A 19,279-nucleotide genomic window follows, 5' to 3' on the forward strand; every position below is an offset into this window, starting at 1 on the left:
TTGGTTGCTTCAGATGGTCTTGGGGGTCAGCGTATGATGCTGCGTTGTGAGTCGGCAAGGAAATCGCGCAACACGGCCAGCTCGGGGAAAATTTGAGCGGTTTTGGCAATCTGGCTGCAGGCTTCTTCGTAGGCCAGGCCTTGGCGGTAGAGGATCTTGTAAGCGTTTTTCACATTGGTGATCTGTTCGGGCGTGAAGCCGTTGCGGCGCATGCCTTCGCTGTTGATGCCGGCGGGCTCGGCGCGGTAGCCGGCGGCCATGAAGTAGGGGGGGACGTCTTTGTGTACGCCGGCGGCGAAGGCGGTCATGGCGTAGTTGCCGATTTGGCAGAATTGGAACACGAGGGTGTAGCCGCCGAGGATGACGTAGTCGCCGATGGTAACGTGGCCGGCGAGGGAGGCGTTGTTGGCGAAGATGGTGTGGCTGCCGATCACGCAGTCGTGGGCGAGGTGGCAGTAGGCCATAATCCAGTTGTCGTCGCCGATGCGGGTTTCGCCGATGCCAGTTACGGTGCCGAGGTTGAAGGTGGTGAATTCGCGGATGGTATTGCCGTTGCCGATAATCAGGCGGGTGGGTTCGCCGCGGTATTTTTTATCTTGTGGTATGGCGCCCAGGCTGGCGAATTGGAAAATGCGGTTGTTTTCGCCGATGGTGGTGTGCCCTTCGATAACGGCGTGCGGGCCGATTTCGCTGCCGGCGCCGATTTGCACGTTCGGGCCGATGATGGTGTAGGCGCCGACTTTAACGCTGCTGTCGAGCTCGGCTTTGGGGTCGATAATCGCGGTGGGGTGGATTAGGGACATGGGGTTTCCTTGTGGCAGCGGGCTTTGCCGGGGGAGGCTACCTGAAAATGGTTCGGCACTAAATGCGGCGGATAGTTTGGCAGAGGCTACCTGAAAAGGGCATTACCTATCTTGCTGGCTTATTTATCTACCGCGCGTTTGGCACACATGATGACGGCTTCAGCGGCGATTTGGCCGTCTACGGTGGCGGTGGCTTTGAATTTGCCGATGTCGCGTTTGTGGGTGATTACGTCCAGATGAATCTGCACTTGGTCGCCGGGCACGACTTGGCGTTTGAAGCGGGCTTCATCGATGCCAACGAAAAAGTAGATTTCGTTTTCTTTGCGCTCGCCCCGGCTGAGGATGGCGAGCACGCCGGCAGCCTGTGCCATGGCTTCGATAATCAACACGCCGGGCATCACAGGGAACTCGGGGAAGTGGCCTTGGAAAAACGGTTCGTTTACAGAAACGTTTTTAATGGCAGTGAGGCTTTTTTCTTTTTCAAAACCGATCACGCGATCCAGCAGTAGGAAGGGATAGCGGTGCGGCAGCAGGCGTTGCAGGGTGCGCACGTCCAGCGGGAGTTCGATATTTTCGATTTGCATGGGTTATTCCTTGTTTTCGGGATAGTTGATTGTGTTTTCCAGCGTTTTTACGCGGCGGTGCAGTTCGTTGAGCCGACGCAGGTGCACGGCATTTTTCACCCAGTCGCGGTGGGTTTGCAGCGGATAGGAGCTGGCGTAGTAGTCGGGCTGGTTGATGGAGGCGGCCACGAGGGTGCCGCCGCCAATGAAGGTGCGGTCGGCAACGTGGATGTGGCCGACAAACATGGCAGCACCGCCGATTTGGCAGTAGGCGCCGATATGGGTGCTGCCGGCAATGCCTACGCAGGCGGCGATGGCGGTGTGGGCGCCGATATGTACGTTGTGGGCAATTTGCACGAGGTTGTCGATTTTAGCGCCCTCGGCAATCACGGTATCTTCGATTGCACCGCGGTCGATGGTGGTATTGGCGCCGATTTCCACGTCGTTACCGATTTCCACGCCGCCCACTTGCGGGATTTTGTACCAATGGTCTTGCGCCCAGGCATTGCCGAAGCCGTCGGCACCGATCACGGTGCCAGAGTGGATTTCCACACGTTCGCCGAGGCGGCAGCCGGCATAAACGGTTACGTTAGAGTGCAGCACGGTATGCTCGCCAAGCACACAGTTGGCTTCCACCACGCAGTTGGCCAGGATGCGGCAGCCTTCGCCCAGCACAACGCAGTCGCCGATGTAAACGTTGGCACCGATTTCGCAGCTATCGGGCACGATGGCACTTGCTTCCACCACGGCGCTGGGGTGAATGCCGGGGTTGGCGGCGGGAGCGGGGTGGAACAGGCGGGCGGTTTGGGCGAAATAGAGTTGCGGGTTGTCGCACGCAATCAGATTGCGGCCGGGCAGTTTGTCGGCCAATTTGTGGTGCACAATCAGCGCGCCGGCTTGGCTGGCCAGGGCTTCGGGCAGGTGTTTGGGGTGGGAAACAAAACTGATGTCGTCTTTTTGTGCGGTATGCAGCGGGGCAATACGGCTGATGGCGATGTCTTGTCCGGTAAGCGTGCCGCCTAAGGCGGCGATAATGTGGGAAAGCTGTTTCTGCATTTTAACTTCGGTGAAGTTTCGCTTTCAGGTAGCCTGTTTTGCGGCAGGGAGGCCGGAATTTTCAGGTGGCCTTTATTGGTTGTTGAGAGCGCGAATAACTTGGTCAGTGATGTCGAATTTGCTGTTTACGTAGATAACGTCTTGGATAATCAAGTCATAGCCATCGCGCTGTGCCAGCTCGGTAATCACGCGGTTGGCATTTTGCTGCAGGGCAGCGAACTCTTCGTTGCGGCGCAGGTTGTATTCTTCAGTGAGCTGCGCGGCCTGGCGGCGCAAATCCCTATCCAGGGCAATCAGCTGCTGCTCTGTGCGGCGGCGTTCGGTGGTGCTCAGGCGCCCCTGGTCGAGCCTGGTTTTCAGGGCAATACCTTGATTACGCAGCCGTTGCAGTGCCTGCTGTCGGGCACTGAATTCGTTTTGCAGGATGGTTTGGATACGCTGCGCTTGGGTGGACTGCTGATACACACGCTCAGTATCGATAAACCCCAGCTTCTGTATGCTGTCGGCCGCGGCGTGCAATGCGAGCAGCATCGCAGCAGCTGCCGCTGCTATACGGGGGAGATTAATCTTCATCATCTGCTTTCCTTAGAAAGTCGTGCCTAATTGAAATTGGAAACGTTGGATCTGGTCGTTATCCCGCCGGCGCATCGGGTGGGCGAAACTGAATTTCATCGGGCCTAGTGGCGAAAGCCAAGTTAGCGCTGCGCCCACAGAATAGCGCAATTCGTTGCTGAAGGTGGAGCGATGGTCTTGGCTGTAGTAGCCGTTGGTGCCGTAGGGGTTAGTAGAGCTGTAGGCACCGGTGTTGTAGTTTTTGCCATCCCACACGCTGCCGGCATCGGCAAATACACTCAGGCGCACGGAGCGCTGGTCTTTCACGCCGGGGAAGGGGAAGAGCAGCTCAGCGGAGGCATAGGCTTTATAGGTGCCGCCGTAATTGACGATGTTGCGAGAGTTGCCGTAAATTTCGTACACCTTCGGACCCAGAGAACCGCTTTCGTAGCCGCGCACGGAGCCCAGGCCGCCGCCGTAGAAGTTATTGAAGAAGGGTACAGTGGAGGTGCCGCCGTAGGAGCCGGCATAGCCCACTTCGCCACCCAGCATCAGGGTGAAACTCTTACTTAAGGGGAAGAACCAGCGTTGGTCGTGGGTAAGGATGTAGTATTTTAAATCACCGCCAGGCAGGCCGAGATCGGCGTTTACGCTGGTGGTGTAGCCGCGGGTTGGCCACAGGGCATCGTCGGTTTTGTTGCGTCCCCAACCGATATTGCCTTTGAGAATCCAGTTTTTCTCACCATGTTCTTGGAGGAACTGGCGGTAGCGGTAGGGTTGATAATTTACGTCGCCATGTAGTTTCACGTTCAGGTGCTCCACTGCGAGGCCGAAGTTTACGCGGTCATACTCGGTAACTGGCACACCCATACGCGCACCTAAGCCGATACGGGTAGTTTCGTAGTTGTTGGAGCTGGAGCTGGAGCTGGATTTATAGGGCATGTAGCCGCGATAGTAGATGTCGTAGCCCAAGCTCACACCGTCGGGAGTGAAGTAGGGATCGGTAAACGACAGGGACGCGGTATTTTGGGTTTTGCCGCGTGCAATGCGGAAGTTGGCAGATTTGCCCGTGCCGAACAGGTTATCTTGTGCCACGCCGGCAGAAAGTACCAAGCCGGTGTCTTGCACCCAACCGGCAGCTACTTCCACCGAACCAGTAGAGCGTTCTTTCACGGATACATCCACATCCACTTGGTCAGGCGTATCGGGCAGCGGGCGGGTTTCCACTTTCACATCGTCGAAATAGCCCAAGAGCTGGATACGGTCTTTGGAGCGGTTGAGTTTGGCCGAATCGTAGGGTGCTGCTTCGGTTTGGCGCATTTCGCGGCGGATAACGGCATCACGGGTTTTGTTATTGCCGGAAATGTGGATTTGATTCACATAGTATTTACGACCGGGATTTACCGTTAGAACGAAATCCACAGTGTGGTTGGCCTGGTCGGGCTGCGGCTGCACGCCCACTTGGGCCAGGGCGTAACCAGCCTGACCCATACGGTCTTGGATAGCTTGCAGGCTTTCTACCATCTGTGAACGGTTGTAGCGGCGGCCTTCGCGCATTTTCAGCAGGGCTTCCAACTCTTCGCGCGGCACTTCGCGGGTGTCGCCTTCGATGCGCACTTTGCCCCAACGGTAACGTTCGCCTTCGTGTACTTTAATCCACAGCGTCTGCTCGGTACGGTCGGCGTTGTAGCGCACATCGGCATCCTGCACTCGGCCTTCAAAGAAGCCTTCGTCTTGATAGAAATCGGTGATGGATTGCAGGTCTTGACGGAATTTTTCGTCGGAGAAACGGTCGTCTTTGGAGAGCCAGCTCAACATACCGTGGCGATCCATCTGCATTTGACGGCGCAGAGTACGGTTGGAGAAGTGCTGGTTGCCTTCAAAGTCGATTTCTTTGATGTGGGTGGTAGGGCCTTCGTCGATTTTCAGCGTGATGTCCACACGGTTACGCGAGAGGCGGGAAATCTCGGGGGTGATGGTGGCAGAGAGTTTGCCTTGGTTGGCATATTCCTGCTGCAGGCCGGTCACGGCTTGGTTCAGGATTGCTTGGTTAAAGGGCTGCGATTGACCCAGGCCGAAGCTGTCGAGATTTTTCTTGATCGCGTCGCTGGGCAGGGTTTTGCCGCCGGTAACGGTGAGCGTGTTGATGATGGGACGCTCTACTACGGTTAGCAATACTTGGTTGCCCATGGTTTCCACGCGTACGTCGTCGAACAGGCCGGTGGCATAGAGGTTTTTGATGATTTGTTCGCCTTCGCCATCAGTGAAGGTGCTGCCCACTTTAACCGGCAGGTGGCCCAATACAGTGGAGGGGGCGGTACGCTGCAAGCCCTCAATGCGGATATCTTGGACGGTAAACGGTGCGGCGGCCAGCGCCCAAGAAGACAATCCGGCTGCGAATAAAGAGAAAGTAAGTTTGTTCAGTTTCATGCCTTATCCCAATAAGCGGGTGATATCGTTGAAAAAAGCCAGCAGCATCAGCATCAGCATCAGGGAGAGGCCGAGGCGCAACCCCCACATTTGTACATTGGTGCTAACGGGCTTGCCGCGAATCCATTCGGCGGCATAATACATTAAATGGCCGCCATCTAAAACAGGAATCGGCAGCAAATTCAAAATCCCCAGGCTGATGCTCACCACGGCGAGGAATTCCAAATAATCCTGAATGCCGGCGGAGGCGGTTTTGCCGGCATAGCTGGCGATGGTAATTGGGCCGGAAATGTGGCTTACGGAAGCCTGGCCGGTGAGCAGGCAGGCAAACAGGCGGCCGGTGAGCGCGGTGTAGGAAGACACGCGCTGCATACCCATTTCGGCTGCGCCCAGCCAGGTGGGCTGATAGCGGTAGGTGGCGCGAACCATCCATTGTTGGTCGACTTCGGCTTCAAAACCGGCATAGCCGTAGCGCTCGCCATTGCGGTCTTCACGGCTGTCGGGGCGCAAGGCTACCTGAAGCGGTTTTTTGCCGCGCAAAATATCGATAGCAAGTTTGTCTTGCGGGTGTTGGCGGATGGTGGTGGTTAAATCCGGCCAAGTATGCACGATCTGCCCGTCCACGGCCACCACGCGGTCGCCTTTGCGCAAGCCGGCGTGTTCGGCGGGGGAGCCGGGCTGGATAGAGGCAAGCGTAGTGTTCAGTCGTAGGGCGGTGATGCCGAACCAGCCGCCGCGTTTGGCCACGGCTTCCGCTTCCGGCGTGCCGGCGGCATCGATGGTGCGTGTGGTTTGGCTGCCATTGGCCTCGCGCACGGCTACCTGAACCTTACTGGCTTCCAAATTCAGGATGATTTCCGATTGTGCGTCGCCCCAAGTGAGCACCTGCTTGCCGTTTACGGCGGTGATGGTGTCGCCCGGCTGAAAGCCTACTTTTGCGGCCAGTGTGTCGGGCATCACCATGCCCACCATCGGGCGCACTTCCTGCACGCCGAAATAGCCGAAGGAGAAGGTGTAGAGCAGCACGGCCAGCGCCAGGTTGGTAAGCGGGCCGGCGGCTACCACCAGCATGCGTTTGAACGGGTGTTGCTTATCGAAGGCGTAGGGCAGGTCGGCCTCGGTCACGTTGCCTTCGCGGGTATCGACCATTTTCACATAGCCGCCCAGCGGAATCGGCGCCAGGCACCATTCGATATTGCGCCAGCGTTTGTTGAAAAACGGCTTGCCGAAGCCCACCGAGAAGCGCAGCACTTTGATGCTGCACCAGCGCGCCACCAGTAAATGCCCCAGCTCGTGCAGGCTGACCAAAATCAGGATGGCAACGATAAACGCGCCGAGTGTGTGCAAAAGAAACAAACAAGAAGCTCCTTGAAGCAGGCGAATCGGATGCAGGCTACCTGAAAGAGAGAAAGCCGTATTTTTAGGTAGCCTCAGCCGCCAATCGGCTGCAGGAAGAAAAACGTAATTGTAATGGAAACAGAGGTTCCCGACAAAGCCTGCGCCCATAACTAAGGCCTGTCATATTGGCTTGACTTGCCGCATTACTCATGCGGCTTACTGCCTGGCATGAAAAAGATGTTCAGCGATGTGCCACTTGCTGCACAAACGCTTCTGCAGTGCGTCGGGCAGCGGCATCTAAATCCAGCAGGCCTTCCAGGCTGTGGTGGCTACCTGAAAAATCCTGTTCCAAGCAATGCCGCACCGTGTGTGCGATGTCGGTGAAGCGGATGCGGCCGGCCAGAAAGGCGGCCACGGCGATTTCGTTGGCGGCATTGAGTACGCAGGGCACGCCGCCGCCGGCCTGCATGGCCTGATAGGCCAGTTCCAGGCAAGGGAAACGGCGGTAGTCGGGCATTTCAAAGGTGAGCGCGGAGAGGGCGGCGAAATCCAGCGGCGGCACGCCGGAGGCGATGCGTTCGGGCAGGCCGAGGCAGTAGGCGATGGGCGTGCGCATATCGGGCGTGCCCATTTGCGCCAGCACCGAGCCGTCGGCATAGCGCACCATACTGTGTACCACGCTTTGCGGATGGATAACGGTTTCCAGTTTGTCCGGCGGGCAATTGAATAGCCAGTGCGCTTCAATCAGCTCCAGGCCTTTGTTCATCATGGTGGCACTGTCCACCGAAATTTTGCGCCCCATCTGCCAGTTGGGGTGTTTGACCGCCTGCTCGGGGGTGATGGCAAGGAAGGCGGCTAAATCGGTGTGCAGGAAGGGGCCGCCAGAAGCGGTGAGGATGATGGATTGCACGCCGTTATGTTTCAGGTAGCCTTTTTCTTGTGGCAACACTTGGTAGATGGCGTTGTGTTCGCTGTCCACCGGCAGGATACGGGCGCCGGATTGGGCGGCGGTTTGCATGAAGAGGCTACCTGAAACCACCAGCGTTTCTTTGTTGGCCAAGTAGATGGTTTTGCTGGCGCGGGCGGCGGCCAATGTGGGCGGCAGGCCGGCGGCGCCGACGATAGCGGCCATCACGCCGTCGGTTTCCGGCGCGGCGGCAATGTCGCACAAGGCCTGCTCGCCATGCAGCACTTCGGTGTGGCAGCCGGCAGCAGACAGATGCGCGCGCAGTTCGGCGGCTTGCGCTTCGTTGGCGGTTACGGCGTATTGCGGACGGAAGGCAATGCATTGTTCGGCCAGCTTGGCGGTTTGGCTGTGGCCGCTGAGGGCGAAGATGCGGAAGCGTTCGGGGTGGCGGGCAACCACATCGAGCGTGCTGCTGCCGATGCTGCCGGTGCTGCCGAGGATGGTGAGGGATTGGATCATGGTTAGTGTGTTTCAGGTAGCTTTTTTTGCTTATAGTGATTCATTTTAAACCAGCATGGCGTTGGCTTGTTGCCTGATTCTGCTTAAACTTAATCGACGGTATATAGAAGGGAATAGGAGGTAGATTTATTTTTCAGGTAGCCTCAATGCGGGTGGCAGGCTACCTGAAAATGTTGGGCGAAACAAGCTGGGTTTTGCAAAGGCTTCAGCTTGCTGGACATGATAGCTGCAGGGAAATGCCGCTAAGCCAGTCTGCAATATTCAACGGCAGCGGAAGGGCGATTTCCGGCTGCCGTTTGGTTTGCTGCTTTAGGAGCGATATTGCGCCATCAGTTCGCAGTAGTTTGGGTAGTGCTCTTTGCTCACAAAGCCGCGTATCAGGCTCATGGTTTGGTAGATGCCGCGCCGCTTGGCGTTTTCGTCCCAACAGCCGATGTGCTGGGAGTTGTCGAAGTCGAACCAGTATTTGGTGAGCAGCCACACGTTTAGGCCGAGCTCGCGCAGGGCTTCGTCGTCAGCTTCGATGATGCCTTTGTCGCGTAGTTCGATGAAGATTTTCACCAAAAGCGGGGAGATTTTCACATGGGTGAATTCGTTGTGTTCGCCCAAAAGCTGCTTGCTGCGGGAGAGCAGGGTGTTTACATCGCTGAATAAAAAGCGGTATTCCCACAGGATGTCGTACACACCCTGTAGGTATCCCCCCATTTTGGCCATGCTGTCGGGCAGCTCGGTTTGGCGGATGTAGTCGAGCAGTTTGTTGCTGTAGCGCTGGAACAGCTGAACAATGATTTCGTCTTTATTGCGAAAATGATAGTACAGGTTGCCGGGGCTGATGCCGAGGCGTTGGGAGATGTGGTTGGTGCTGATGTTGCGCTCACCCTCCTCGTTGAACAGCTGGAGGCTGATGTCGATGATCCGGTTGTAGGTGTTGGGTTTGCCGGGCTTCCTGGGCATGGGTTATCTCCTTGGCTGCAATGTGAATTATGCCTGTGCAAGAGGCTACCTGAAAATGATATAGCGGGATTTTAATACATTATCGATTGTATTGCCTTATAGATAAAGCACTTATTTTTCATACGGCTGTGCTTCGCCGCTTGGTAGGAAAAATATGCTTCAGCTTCCTTATTCCAGCCACACCGGCTCGGGCTCCAGCCGCACGCCGAAGCGTTGGTAAACGCTGTTTTGCACGTGTTCGGACAAACGGCGTACGTCTTCGGCACTGGCGCCGCCGAGGTTAATCAGCACCAGGGCTTGTTTTTGGTGTACGGCGGCATGGCCTTCGCGGTGGCCTTTGAGCCCGCATTGGTCGATAAGCCAGCCGGCGGCGAGTTTGGCCTGACCGCCAGGCTGGGGGTATACCGGCAGGGCGGGGTGCTGCTTCTTCAGCGCGGCGGCTTGTTCGGCGGGAACGATGGGGTTTTTATAGAAGCTGCCGCAGCTGCCGGTTTCGGCGGGGTCGGGCAGCTTGCGGCGGCGGATGCGACACACGGCCTCGGCCACGATGGCAGCGGTGAGCGGCGCGCCTTGAGCCAGGGTTTCGGCTTCGGCTTGCACGTCGCCGTAGTGCAGCTTGGGTTTGAATTCGCTATCCAGCACGAACGTTACTGCGGTAATCACGAAGCGGCCGCCGGATTGTTTGAACACGCTGTTGCGATAGGCAAAACGGCAGTCGGCATGGCCGAACGATACCGGTTTGCCGCTGTCTAAATCCCAGGCGTGTACGGTTTCGATACAGCTTTCGGCTTCCACGCCGTAGGCGCCGATATTCTGCACCGGCGCGGCGCCCACTGTGCCGGGAATCAGGCTGAGGTTTTCCAGCCCGCTCAAGCCTAGTGTGATGGTGTGCTGCACGAAATCGTGCCAGTTTTCGCCGGCCTGCGCGGTAATACGCATTTTGCCGATGCCGACCGGCTCTGGCGCGGAAATGCCTTTATTGGCCATGCGTACCACCAGCCCGCCATAGTTTTTCATCAGCAGGATATTGCTGCCGCCGCCCAGCCACAGGGTGTGCTCGCGGCGGTATTCGGGCAGTTGGAAAATCTCAGGTAGCCTTTCGGCGGCGTCCAGCGTGTAGAGTGCGGCGGCGCGGGCGGGCAGGCCGAAGGTGTTCAGTGCGGTTAAATCGGCATCGTATTGCAGCCTATTCATCGTCTTCATGTTCCAGCATTTCTTGGCTTACTACCGCCAAACACCATAAGAGGGCGGCAGCGGCACAGCCTAGTGACAGCACCAGCGCCGCCCAGAAGCCGTAAATCCCCATACGCGTACCGAAGGCCAACAGGCAGCCCAGCCCGAGGCCGACCACCCAGAAGGCGATGCCGTGAATCACCATCGGCAGTTTGGTTACCTTATAACCGCGCAAGGCGTAGGAGGCAATACATTGGATGGCGTCGGCTAATTGGAAGGCAGCGGCGAACAGCAGGATAGTGGCGCCGAGCCCGATCACGGCCTGGTCATCCGTGTAAACGCGCATAATCGGATAGCGGAACAGTAGAGTGAGTACCGCGGTGACAATGGCCAGAGCCGAGCCGCAGGCCAAGGCCACGCCGGAGGCATAACGCGCCTGGAAATAGCGGTCGGCACCGATGGCATAGCCCACGCGCACGGTTACTGCCGCGCCGATGCCTTGCGGAATCACATAAATCAGGCTGGTGATGCTGTTTACCACTTGCTGTGCGGCCACGTGGTCTTCGGCATTGCCCGGCAGTTGGGCGATCAGCAGCATCATCACAGTAAACAGGCTCACTTCGAGGAAGAAAGACAAGCCGATCGGCACACCCAGCTTGGTAATTTGACGGAAAATCTTGGCGCTGGGCTTGGTGAAACGCGCGAACAGGCCGAAGCGTTGGAAATATTTCTGTTTGGCAATATAAGCCCACAGCGCGGCGGCGTTAAACCAGAACACCAAAGTACTGGCCAGGCCGCAGCCCGCGCCGCCCAAGGCAGGCATGCCTAAATCGCCGTAAACGAAGATATGGTTGAGCGGGATGTTTAAAAACAGGCTAATCCAGCTCATCCACATAATTGGTTTGGGTTTACCCAAGCTGGAGGCAAAAGCGTGCAGTGCACGGTGAATCATGGCTGCCGGCATGGAAAGGGCAATAAGGCCCACATACACGGCAAATTGCCGTTTCACTTCGGCATCCAAGTCTAAAAAGCCATTGATGGGCTGAATCATCAGCCACAGCAGAATCATGCCCACAATGCCCAGTATCAGGCCATATAATATGCCCTGCCGGCCCAGCTCACCCACTTTCTCGATTTCGCCCGCGCCGTGTTCTTGGGAAATCATCGGATTGAGCGCGGTCATGATGCCGAGGAAGGTTATGTAAACAGTAACGAATGCGCTGCTACCCAGTGCCACGGCGGCCAAATCGGTTTTGCCCGCACCGCCGGCCATCACGGTATCGACCAACCCCAGCCCCACTTGCGCAATCTGCGCCAGCAGCATGGGCACCGCCAAAGCACCCAATTTGGAGGACTCTTTGCGGAAAACGGCGGTGGAATAACGGTTTAGGTCGAGCAGCATAATCAAAACGAGAGTGGAACATAGATGTAATTTTAGCAGAAATGCAACATAAGTTGTAGCAATGCAACACTTTCTGCTCTGGTTTTATGAATATATTCTGCAATAGTATGCTTGATTTGTCGAAGAAAATATTTTTCCCTGCTGTGTTGCGGATTTTACTTGGGAAAATCTGCCCGGATGCTGTTTTTAGAGTAGACAAAACCGGAAAAACATGAAAACAGCTGGGTTCTGGTGCAAAAGCCACCTGAGAACGCCAGTGGAACGGCACATTTTGGTTTTGACTGTGTCGCGCATCATTCTTCGTTTTCAGGTAGCCTTTGTCGCGGCAGAGATAGAGATGAAGATTTGAATAAAGCAGCATTGCCTTTGATCCTGATGAAGGCGGCTGTCCCCCCCCCAAAAAAAACTAAAGGCACGCTGGAGCTGCTTCCGTCGTGCCTTTGTTTCAGCTATTACGCTTACTATTGGCCTGCCTGCGTGGTTGGGTTGATTAAGATTTCCACGCGGCGGTTTTGCGCGCGGCCGCTCTCGGTGGAGTTGTCCGCCACCGGCGAGCGTGAGCCGTAGCCCACGGTACTGATGCGGCTGGCAGCCACGCCGCGGCCGGTGAGGTAGCCGGCCACGGAGCGGGCGCGGTTTTCAGACAAGGGGTTGTTGATGCGGTCGTTGCCGGTGTTGTCGGTGTGGCCGGCCACAGTGATGGTGGTTTCCGGATACTGCGTCAACACATTGGCCACGGTGTTGAGCGAATTTACCGCATCGGGGCTCAGGCTGGCGCTGTTGGTGGCGAAGGTTACGCCGCTGGGCATAGTCAGTTTGATTTGGTCGCCTTGGCGCTGCACTTCCACCGGCGTATTAGCTAGTTCTTGGCGCAAACGGCGCTCTTGCACGTCCATATAGGCACCAACACCCGCACCTACCACGCCGCAGCCCAGTGCCGCATTGCGCGCGCCTTTGCCACCGTGAGTCAGTGCCCCGATGGCGCCGCAGGCCGCCGCGCCGCCGAGGCCGAATAGAGCGGTTTTGGAAATAGTCTGCTGGCCGGTAACCGGGTCGGTAACGCAGCCGTTCAGGGCAAAGGTGGCGGCCAGGGTTAAAACGGTTAGACGTTTCATCATAATCGATTCCCTTGTTTTGTAGATTTCATTGAAAACAAAAAGTTAATATAGAGCATGCTGCTTGCAGCAGTTACTATAGGCGAGCCGCCGCGCAAACAAAAGCCGCCGCTGCAACATTTACCGTTTTCAAAACTTTCCAAATGTTTGTTTACATTTGCCCGTCAGGTGGCTGCAAACAAGGCTTTCGGCTACAATGCCCTTCCCAACAACCTGATAGGATACCTGAAAACATGCCGCGCCTCTCCCGCTTCCTCCTGTCCGCGCTCGCCGTGGTTGCCGCTGCTTTTTCCCACGCCGAGCTCCCCGCAGGCCTCTATTTATACCAGGGCAACGATGGCGGCAACTACCGCCCCGCCGACGAGCCCGATGCTATTCCGTTCCCGCGTTCACCCTCCTTCCATGCCGAGCGGAAAGTTTGTATCCCTGCCGACAGCCAAGCCTGGCTGCAAGAGCAAATAAGTCGGCTCACCACCGGCCTCTATCCCCAAGGCCGGTTTGAAGAACGCCAAACCGGCCACAGCTGGGTTTACACCCTGCTCAACCCCGCCCAAGCCAAGCCAGGTTTGGATGCTTATACCGTGAGCATGGTGCTGAAAGAAGACCCGCAAGGCCGCCCTGCCGTTGCCTTCTCAATCAACTCCACCGACACCGAACGCAATTCCGTCCACAACACCCAAGTTAACCAGCGCTACACCTTCCAAGGCCCAAGTTGTCCCGCCGAAGCCGATAGCAAATAAATTTCGGCTGCACAGAAACTTCGCTGTGGTTTTATTTTCAGGTAGCCTCTAAATCTTTAACTAACCACATCCATTGCCATTATGCTAAGCATCTACAACACCCTCACCCGCCAAAAAGAGCCCTTCGCCCCCATCGACCCGAAAAACGTGCGCATGTACGTTTGCGGCATGACCGTGTACGACTACTGCCACCTCGGCCACGCCCGCGTGATGGTGGTATTCGACATGATTGCCCGCTGGCTGCGCGAGTGCGGCTATCCGCTCACTTATGTGCGCAATATTACGGACATCGACGACAAAATCATCGCCCGAGCGGCCGAAAACGGCGAAACCATCGGCGAGCTCACCGCCCGCTTTATCCAAGCCATGCGCGAAGATGCCGACGCCTTGGGCGTGCTGCGCCCCGACGTTGAGCCGAAGGCCACGGAAAATATTCCGCAGATGATTGCCATGATTGAAACCCTGATTCGCAACGGCAAGGCCTACCCCGCCGCCAACGGCGACGTTTATTATGCCGTGCGTGAGTTTGCTGCTTACGGCCAATTATCCGGCAAATCGCTGGACGACCTGCGCGCCGGCGAGCGCGTGGAAGTGGACGGTTTCAAACGCGACCCGCTCGATTTCGTGTTGTGGAAAGCCGCCAAAGCAGGCGAACCGGCATGGGAAAGCCCGTGGGGCAACGGCCGCCCGGGCTGGCACATCGAATGCTCCGCCATGAGCGACAAGCTGTTCGGCGATACCTTCGACATCCACGGCGGCGGCGCGGATTTGCAGTTCCCGCACCATGAAAACGAAATCGCCCAAAGCGTTGGCGCCAGCGGCCATGTTTGCGGACACGAACACGCGCACACCCACCACGGCCAAAGCATCGCCAGCCACGTTAAATACTGGCTGCACAACGGCTTTATCCGCGTAGACGGAGAAAAAATGTCCAAATCTCTGGGCAATTTCTTCACCATCCGCGACGTGCTGAAGCAATACGATCCCGAAGTCGTGCGCTTCTTCATCCTGCGCGCCCACTACCGCAGCCCGCTGAATTATTCGGATGCGCATTTAGACGACGCCAAAAACGCCCTCACCCGCCTCTACAACACCCTGGCCAACGTGCCGCCCGCAGCCGAGTTTGGCTCTGCCGAAACTCGTGAAAACCATCTTCAGGTAGCCTCCGAAGCCAACGACTACACCCGCCGCTTCTTCGCCGCCATGAACGACGATTTCGACACCGTGCAGGCCGTGGCCGTATTGTTCGAGCTGGCCGGCGAAGCCAACAAAACCCGGTCTGCCGAGCTTTCCGGCTGCCTCAAAGCCCTTGCCGGCACCATCGGGCTGCTGCAACGCAACCCGACCGAATTCCTGCAAGGCGGCGCGACCGCAAACGGTTTGAGCAACGAAGAAATCGAAGCCCTCATCGCCCAGCGTAAACAAGCCCGCGCCGACAAAAACTGGGCCGAATCCGACCGCATCCGCGACCTGCTCGCCGAGCAAGGCATCACCCTGCGCGACGGCGCGGACGGCACCAGCTGGACACGCGGCTGACGGGTTGGAGTTGGCTGTAAGCAAACAAAGGCTACCTGAAATTTCAGGTAGCCTTTTTTCAGGTAGCTTTGGGCAGGGTGTCGGATTCGTGAATCCGACCTATGGTTTTCAGGTAGCCTTCAAGCAGCGGGATAGATGTTTACAATATCTTGTTTTTTGTTACAATCCGATCATCGGCAATACCCTTATTCCCCTTTCCAAACAGGAGCGGCAAGATGAAGCAAACCATGATGAACACGGCAGCGGGCGCGTTGGCGGCAGTGCTATTGGGCGGCGCGGGCTTGGCATATGCCAACCCCTATCCGGTTGGCTCGCAGCAATGGCACAACTTTAATGGCATCATGCAGTCAGAAGCAGATCGGATACAACGCGAGCGCAATGCCACACGGCAACAGCCGATCAACCGCGGCCCCACCGCCGCCGAAATACGCGCCTGGCAGCAGCGCGAGGCAAAGGTGCAAGCCGAAATCGCGGAACTGCGCCGCACGCCGTTTTATATGGCCATCATCAATGATTTCGGCACAGATAGAATAGCCTATGCAGGCGGGTTTAGAACCGAGCAACGCGCCATTGAAGATGCCATGAAATTTTGCCGCAGCGGCAACTGCCAAGTACTGACTACTTTCAGCAACTCCTGTGCGGTTTTAACTTTCCCCGCTGGTCGCGAACTCCACTCTGTGAGCGATTTCTTCTTCGGTTATGACCGAGACCACAACAGGGCGGCAGAAAAATCCATTCGTGCCTGCGAAGCCCGCCACGGTAAAGGTAACTGCCTGTATTCAGCCAGCAGAACCAAAAACGGCACCGCCTTCTGTACCGGCTACGACTACAGCAACTACAACCAACGTTAGAAGCTGTAGAAGCTATTCAAACCAAAAGGCTACCTGAAAGTTTCAGGTAGCCTTTTCATCTTGCTGCTCCGCCAATGCTGCACAATGCCCGCCTTCCGAAACCACCTGCCAAAGCCAGCGCAGCATGTATGGGTGGGGGTGCTGCGGAACGCACGCACGCGGTTTTTCACTTCGTTGAAGCTGCGCTTTCAGGTAGCCTTTTGTGTGCTAGTCGGATTCGGCAGTACGGCTGATGATGTGCCTATCGCTGGTGTTGCGCCAGCCAGTCGCGGGCGTGGGCGATATCGGCGGCGATTTGTGCTTGCAGCTCGGGCAGGCCGGGGAATTTGGCTTCGTCGCGCAGTTTGTGCAGGAAGTCGATGCGCAGGCGTTGGCCGTAGAGCTGGCCGGCAAAGTCGAACAGGTGGGCTTCCAGTTTTTGCGTGGGCAGGCTGGATACGGTGGGGTTCCGGCCGAAGCTGGCCACGCCGTAGCGCGTGCCGAATGCGCCGTGGGCGGCGATGACGAATACGCCGCAGAGCGGGTAGCGGTACGGGGGGAGGTGGAGGTTGGCGGTGGGGCAGCCGATGGTGCGGCCGAGCTTGGCGCCGTGTTTCACGCGGCCGCTGAGGGAATAGGGGTGGCCGAGCAGGCTTTCGGCGTAGCCGAGGCGGCCTTCGCTGAGGGCTTGGCGCACGAGGGTGCTGCTGGCGCGCACGTCTTGCACCATCACGGAGGGGGTGCGCTCGGTGGTGAATTCTGGGCGGCGGCTGAGGAGGCTGAAGTCGCCTTGGCGGCCGGCGCCGAAGCGGAAGTCGTCGCCGATGAGCAGGTGGCGGGTGTGCAGCTGTTCGATGAGCAGGTGTTGGATGAAGTCGGCGGCGGATACGGCGGCGAGGCGGGCGTTGAAACGCAGCACCCAGACGGCATCGAGGCAGCCGGTGTCGCGCAGCAGGCGCAGTTTTTCGCGCAGGGGGCTGAGGCGGAAGGGTTTTTCCGCACCGCGCTGCCGGCTGAAAAATTCTTGCGGCTGGGGCTCGAATACGATGGCCACGGCGGCGAGGCCGCGCACGTCGGCTTCGCGGCGCAGGCGTTCGAGGATGTGGCGGTGGCCGAGGTGGACGCCGTCGAAATTGCCGATGGTAACGGCGCTGCCGTGCGGGTGCGGGCGGAATACGGTGTTGCCGAAGCGGATGTTCATGGCGGGCGGGGTGGGAAAAAGGGGCTATTGTAGCGGGAAGGGCGGATTAAAGCACCCGGTGCGGTATGAGGGGAGATGAGGCTACCTGAAACTTTCGGCCTGGCGGGACGCCGTGTGTTGATTTGCATGGCGTTGCAGCAAAGGTTTTCAGGTAGCCTTTCTGTTTCCGCTTGTTATGCGGCGGCTTCGGTATCCCAGCTCAGGAGTGCCCATTTCATGGCGAAGGGTGCTTCGGCGAATTGGCTGTGGTGGCGGTGGAAGAATTGGGTGAGGAGTCGGGTGTGTTCGGGGGTGAGCGTGCCGTAGGCGGCGGCCATGCGCTGCAGGAAGTCGGGCAGTTGGGTGCAGTCGGCGAGGCGGCCGGGGGTGGTGATGTAGCTGAGGGTGGGGTCGTAGCCCATTTGGTAGAGGATGTTGAGGGCGTAGATGTAGCCGGGGTAGGGGCCGCGCTCCTGGCCGAGCAGGCGGCTGATTTGGGGCGGGTTGAAATGGCCGTCGGCGAGGATGGTGAAATACACGCTGTGGCGGGCGTGGGCGCTGAGTTTGGCAAAGAGGGCGGCGAGGTCGCGGTCGAGCCCGCTGCGGGAGGAAACGACGAGGTCGCACACGGGCACGTTGTGCCAGCTGTCTTCTTTGCTCAGGTGGATGGGGGTGATGTTGGTAAGGCCGGCGGCTCGGGCGTTGGCTTCCAGGCATTGGAGCATGCCGCTGCTGTAGTCGAGGCCGTAGAGGCGCTGTACTTTGGGGGCGAGGCGCAGGGCGAGGGTGCCGGGGCCGCAGCCGACATCGAGCAGGGTGTCGCCGGGGCGGAGGTGCATTTGGGCGATAAAGGCATCGGCGTAGGGGCTGGGCTGGAGGACTTTGGCGCTGAAGCTCGGGGCTTTGTCGTCCCATTCGGCGGCGGGTTTTTCGCTGAAGCCGAGTTCGGCCATGCGCTCGCGGTAGGCTGCGGCAAAGTCGGCGGGCAGGGTGCGGGGCTGGGGCATGGGGCTACCTGAAAGAAGTGTGGTGAAGGGAGTTGGCTGTATAGTGAGTTAAATTTAAACCAGTACAGCGTTGCCTCGCCTTGCCGTACTATTTGTACTGTCTGCGGCTCGTCGCCTTGTCCTGATTTAAATTTAATTCACTATAAATTCAGCGCACGGGATAACGGCGGACGCAGCTGTTTGCGGCAGCGCTCATCTGACGTTCGAGGACGGGATTACTTTGGCCTCGGTCGTAGGCGCTGGTAACGCGTTGCCATTCGCGGGCGCTGTAGCGGCTGCGCAGGGTGTCGTAGGTGCAGGCGCAGATGCGGCGGGTTTGGGCGGGGGTGCCGATGTTTCTGGAAGTGCAGAGATCGAGGAAGGCGCTGCGGTGGCTGGCAATGCTGCGGCGGTTGGGGTTGGCATTGGCGTTGGGGCGGGCGGCACATTGGCGCACGCTGCTGATGAAATAGCGGCCCAGCGGGGTGTTGGGGTTGGCGGGCTGGCGAATCCAGTTGTGGCCGTAGCGGCTGCTGACTTTGTCGTAGGCGCAGGCGCAAACGCCGGCGGCTTGGTTGGGGGTCATCCGCCATTCGGCGGCGTTGTCGGCGCAGGCGTTGACGAAGCTGCTGCGCGGGGTGGTGGGCGTTTGGTTGGTGGTGTTGCTGCCGGTGGTATGGCAGGCGGCGAGGGCAGTGAGGACAATGGCTGCGGGGAACAGGCGGCGAATCAGCATGATGAGTTTCCTTAAGCAGTGGATTTTGTGTTTTCAGGTAGCCTTTATGATGACGGAAAGGCTACCTGAAAAGTGGGTTTGAATCATGCCGCATTTAGCGGGGTGCATGGCGGGAGACGCATTGCCGGGTGGCGGTGTCGATGAATCTGGTGAGTTCGGACTTGTTGCTGATGTCTTGGCTGGTGAGGGTTTGCGGCCAGTTGCTGCCGTAGCGGCTGCTGATTTGATTGAAAGTGCAGGCGCAGATATCGGCGGCTGATTGGTGGGAAATGCCGGCGGCTGCGATTTCGCCGGTGCAGCGGCTGATAAACAAATCACGCATGCTGGATGAGGGGTTATAGGCGGCGGCGCCGGGGATGAGGGCGAGCAGGAATAGGGCGGGGATGAGTTTTCTGAACATAATGTTTTGATGTGAATGAATTAAAGATAAAAATCAGGCAGCCTGCGAAATGGCGGGCT

At 57.9% G+C, this 19,279-nt stretch carries 18 protein-coding genes and 1 pseudogene; 3 read left to right on the plus strand and 16 right to left on the minus strand.

What is annotated here, in order from left to right; all coding sequences use genetic code 11:
• Positions 1-26: 26 nt before the first annotated feature.
• The 11 genes from lpxA to A7Q03_RS03880 all read right to left on the minus strand — a co-directional run bounded on the left by lpxA (position 27) and on the right by A7Q03_RS03880 (position 12,815).
• Entirely contained in the window at positions 27-803 is a 777-nt protein-coding gene (lpxA, locus tag A7Q03_RS03830; RefSeq protein WP_067447507.1) for an acyl-ACP--UDP-N-acetylglucosamine O-acyltransferase, read from the minus strand.
• 119 nt (positions 804-922) lie between these two features.
• A complete protein-coding gene (gene fabZ / locus A7Q03_RS03835) occupies positions 923-1,387 on the minus strand; it encodes a 3-hydroxyacyl-ACP dehydratase FabZ (RefSeq protein WP_003823905.1) in 465 nt (154 codons plus the stop codon).
• Positions 1,388-1,390: 3 nt separating this feature from the next.
• Complete coding sequence (lpxD, locus tag A7Q03_RS03840; RefSeq protein ID WP_067447508.1) at positions 1,391-2,422, minus strand: UDP-3-O-(3-hydroxymyristoyl)glucosamine N-acyltransferase; 1,032 nt, start codon at positions 2,420-2,422, stop codon at positions 1,391-1,393.
• A gap of 72 nt (positions 2,423-2,494) precedes the next feature.
• Complete coding sequence (locus A7Q03_RS03845; RefSeq protein ID WP_082880674.1) at positions 2,495-2,998, minus strand: OmpH family outer membrane protein; 504 nt, start codon at positions 2,996-2,998, stop codon at positions 2,495-2,497.
• A 9-nt stretch (positions 2,999-3,007) separates the two neighbouring features.
• The gene (gene bamA, locus A7Q03_RS03850; RefSeq protein WP_067447509.1) at positions 3,008-5,404 is read right to left on the minus strand and encodes an outer membrane protein assembly factor BamA; all 2,397 of its coding nucleotides are present in this window, start codon (positions 5,402-5,404) and stop codon (positions 3,008-3,010) included.
• A gap of 3 nt (positions 5,405-5,407) precedes the next feature.
• Positions 5,408-6,751 (minus strand): RIP metalloprotease RseP, encoded by a 1,344-nt coding sequence (gene rseP, locus A7Q03_RS03855; protein WP_193563037.1) that lies wholly within the window; start codon positions 6,749-6,751, stop codon positions 5,408-5,410.
• Between the two features lie 232 nt (positions 6,752-6,983).
• Entirely contained in the window at positions 6,984-8,168 is a 1,185-nt protein-coding gene (gene ispC / locus A7Q03_RS03860) for a 1-deoxy-D-xylulose-5-phosphate reductoisomerase (RefSeq protein WP_067447512.1), read from the minus strand.
• A gap of 309 nt (positions 8,169-8,477) precedes the next feature.
• A complete protein-coding gene (locus A7Q03_RS03865; RefSeq protein WP_067447513.1) occupies positions 8,478-9,122 on the minus strand; it encodes a TetR/AcrR family transcriptional regulator in 645 nt (214 codons plus the stop codon).
• A 168-nt stretch (positions 9,123-9,290) separates the two neighbouring features.
• A complete protein-coding gene (murB, locus tag A7Q03_RS03870; RefSeq protein WP_067447514.1) occupies positions 9,291-10,316 on the minus strand; it encodes a UDP-N-acetylmuramate dehydrogenase in 1,026 nt (341 codons plus the stop codon).
• On the minus strand, positions 10,309-11,697 hold the full coding sequence (locus A7Q03_RS03875; protein WP_067447516.1) for an MATE family efflux transporter: 1,389 nt from the start codon (positions 11,695-11,697) through the stop codon (positions 10,309-10,311). The genes murB and A7Q03_RS03875 overlap by 8 nt, the downstream gene beginning before the upstream one ends.
• A 461-nt stretch (positions 11,698-12,158) precedes the next feature.
• Positions 12,159-12,815, minus strand: a complete 657-nt coding sequence (locus tag A7Q03_RS03880) for an OmpA family protein (protein WP_067447517.1) — start codon at positions 12,813-12,815, stop codon at positions 12,159-12,161.
• A gap of 230 nt (positions 12,816-13,045) precedes the next feature.
• Here A7Q03_RS03880 and A7Q03_RS03885 point away from each other — a divergent pair, with 230 nt between their 5' ends.
• The 3 genes from A7Q03_RS03885 (at position 13,046) to A7Q03_RS03895 (ending at position 15,939) form a co-directional block, all read left to right on the plus strand.
• Positions 13,046-13,552, plus strand: coding sequence for a hypothetical protein (locus A7Q03_RS03885; protein ID WP_067447518.1), 507 nt, complete (start codon positions 13,046-13,048; stop codon positions 13,550-13,552).
• An 81-nt stretch (positions 13,553-13,633) separates the two neighbouring features.
• Positions 13,634-15,088: a cysteine--tRNA ligase gene (gene cysS, locus A7Q03_RS03890; RefSeq protein ID WP_067447519.1), complete on the plus strand. Its 1,455-nt coding sequence runs from the start codon at positions 13,634-13,636 to the stop codon at positions 15,086-15,088.
• 215 nt (positions 15,089-15,303) lie between these two features.
• Positions 15,304-15,939 (plus strand): DUF4189 domain-containing protein, encoded by a 636-nt coding sequence (locus A7Q03_RS03895; RefSeq protein WP_067447520.1) that lies wholly within the window; start codon positions 15,304-15,306, stop codon positions 15,937-15,939.
• A 241-nt stretch (positions 15,940-16,180) separates the two neighbouring features.
• Here A7Q03_RS03895 and ribF read toward each other — a convergent pair whose 3' ends face one another.
• The 5 genes and pseudogenes from ribF to A7Q03_RS03915 form a co-directional block, all read right to left on the minus strand.
• On the minus strand, positions 16,181-17,119 hold the full coding sequence (gene ribF / locus A7Q03_RS03900) for a bifunctional riboflavin kinase/FAD synthetase (RefSeq protein ID WP_067447522.1): 939 nt from the start codon (positions 17,117-17,119) through the stop codon (positions 16,181-16,183).
• Positions 17,120-17,292: 173 nt separating this feature from the next.
• Complete coding sequence (locus A7Q03_RS10800; RefSeq protein WP_067447527.1) at positions 17,293-18,105, minus strand: class I SAM-dependent methyltransferase; 813 nt, start codon at positions 18,103-18,105, stop codon at positions 17,293-17,295.
• 38 nt (positions 18,106-18,143) lie between these two features.
• Positions 18,144-18,250: pseudogene (locus tag A7Q03_RS10355) on the minus strand (IS5/IS1182 family transposase); the annotation flags it as partial.
• Positions 18,251-18,253: 3 nt separating this feature from the next.
• A complete protein-coding gene (locus A7Q03_RS03910) occupies positions 18,254-18,820 on the minus strand; it encodes a hypothetical protein (RefSeq protein ID WP_067447529.1) in 567 nt (188 codons plus the stop codon).
• A gap of 94 nt (positions 18,821-18,914) precedes the next feature.
• Positions 18,915-19,220 (minus strand): hypothetical protein, encoded by a 306-nt coding sequence (locus A7Q03_RS03915; protein WP_067447532.1) that lies wholly within the window; start codon positions 19,218-19,220, stop codon positions 18,915-18,917.
• Between the last annotated feature and the right edge of the window lie 59 nt (positions 19,221-19,279).

The sequence above is a fragment of the Eikenella sp. NML99-0057 genome (assembly GCF_001648535.1).
GTDB classification, from domain to species: Bacteria; Pseudomonadota; Gammaproteobacteria; order Burkholderiales; family Neisseriaceae; genus Eikenella; species Eikenella exigua.

What these genes read in the sequence shown, in the direction of transcription:
- A7Q03_RS03885 (WP_067447518.1), top strand. Translation starts at nt 13,046, where the DNA reads ATGCCGCGCCTCTCCCGCTTCCTCCTGTCCGCGCTCGCCGTGGTTGCC.
- A7Q03_RS03845 (WP_082880674.1), bottom strand. Translation starts at nt 2,998, where the DNA reads ATGATGAAGATTAATCTCCCCCGTATAGCAGCGGCAGCTGCTGCGATG.
- cysS (WP_067447519.1), top strand. Translation starts at nt 13,634, where the DNA reads ATGCTAAGCATCTACAACACCCTCACCCGCCAAAAAGAGCCCTTCGCC.
- ispC (WP_067447512.1), bottom strand. Translation starts at nt 8,168, where the DNA reads ATGATCCAATCCCTCACCATCCTCGGCAGCACCGGCAGCATCGGCAGC.
- A7Q03_RS10800 (WP_067447527.1), bottom strand. Translation starts at nt 18,105, where the DNA reads ATGCCCCAGCCCCGCACCCTGCCCGCCGACTTTGCCGCAGCCTACCGC.
- bamA (WP_067447509.1), bottom strand. Translation starts at nt 5,404, where the DNA reads ATGAAACTGAACAAACTTACTTTCTCTTTATTCGCAGCCGGATTGTCT.
- A7Q03_RS03875 (WP_067447516.1), bottom strand. Translation starts at nt 11,697, where the DNA reads ATGCTGCTCGACCTAAACCGTTATTCCACCGCCGTTTTCCGCAAAGAG.
- fabZ (WP_003823905.1), bottom strand. Translation starts at nt 1,387, where the DNA reads ATGCAAATCGAAAATATCGAACTCCCGCTGGACGTGCGCACCCTGCAA.
- A7Q03_RS03910 (WP_067447529.1), bottom strand. Translation starts at nt 18,820, where the DNA reads ATGCTGATTCGCCGCCTGTTCCCCGCAGCCATTGTCCTCACTGCCCTC.
- ribF (WP_067447522.1), bottom strand. Translation starts at nt 17,119, where the DNA reads ATGAACATCCGCTTCGGCAACACCGTATTCCGCCCGCACCCGCACGGC.
- A7Q03_RS03880 (WP_067447517.1), bottom strand. Translation starts at nt 12,815, where the DNA reads ATGATGAAACGTCTAACCGTTTTAACCCTGGCCGCCACCTTTGCCCTG.
- murB (WP_067447514.1), bottom strand. Translation starts at nt 10,316, where the DNA reads ATGAATAGGCTGCAATACGATGCCGATTTAACCGCACTGAACACCTTC.
- A7Q03_RS03895 (WP_067447520.1), top strand. Translation starts at nt 15,304, where the DNA reads ATGAAGCAAACCATGATGAACACGGCAGCGGGCGCGTTGGCGGCAGTG.
- lpxD (WP_067447508.1), bottom strand. Translation starts at nt 2,422, where the DNA reads ATGCAGAAACAGCTTTCCCACATTATCGCCGCCTTAGGCGGCACGCTT.
- A7Q03_RS03865 (WP_067447513.1), bottom strand. Translation starts at nt 9,122, where the DNA reads ATGCCCAGGAAGCCCGGCAAACCCAACACCTACAACCGGATCATCGAC.
- lpxA (WP_067447507.1), bottom strand. Translation starts at nt 803, where the DNA reads ATGTCCCTAATCCACCCCACCGCGATTATCGACCCCAAAGCCGAGCTC.
- A7Q03_RS03915 (WP_067447532.1), bottom strand. Translation starts at nt 19,220, where the DNA reads ATGTTCAGAAAACTCATCCCCGCCCTATTCCTGCTCGCCCTCATCCCC.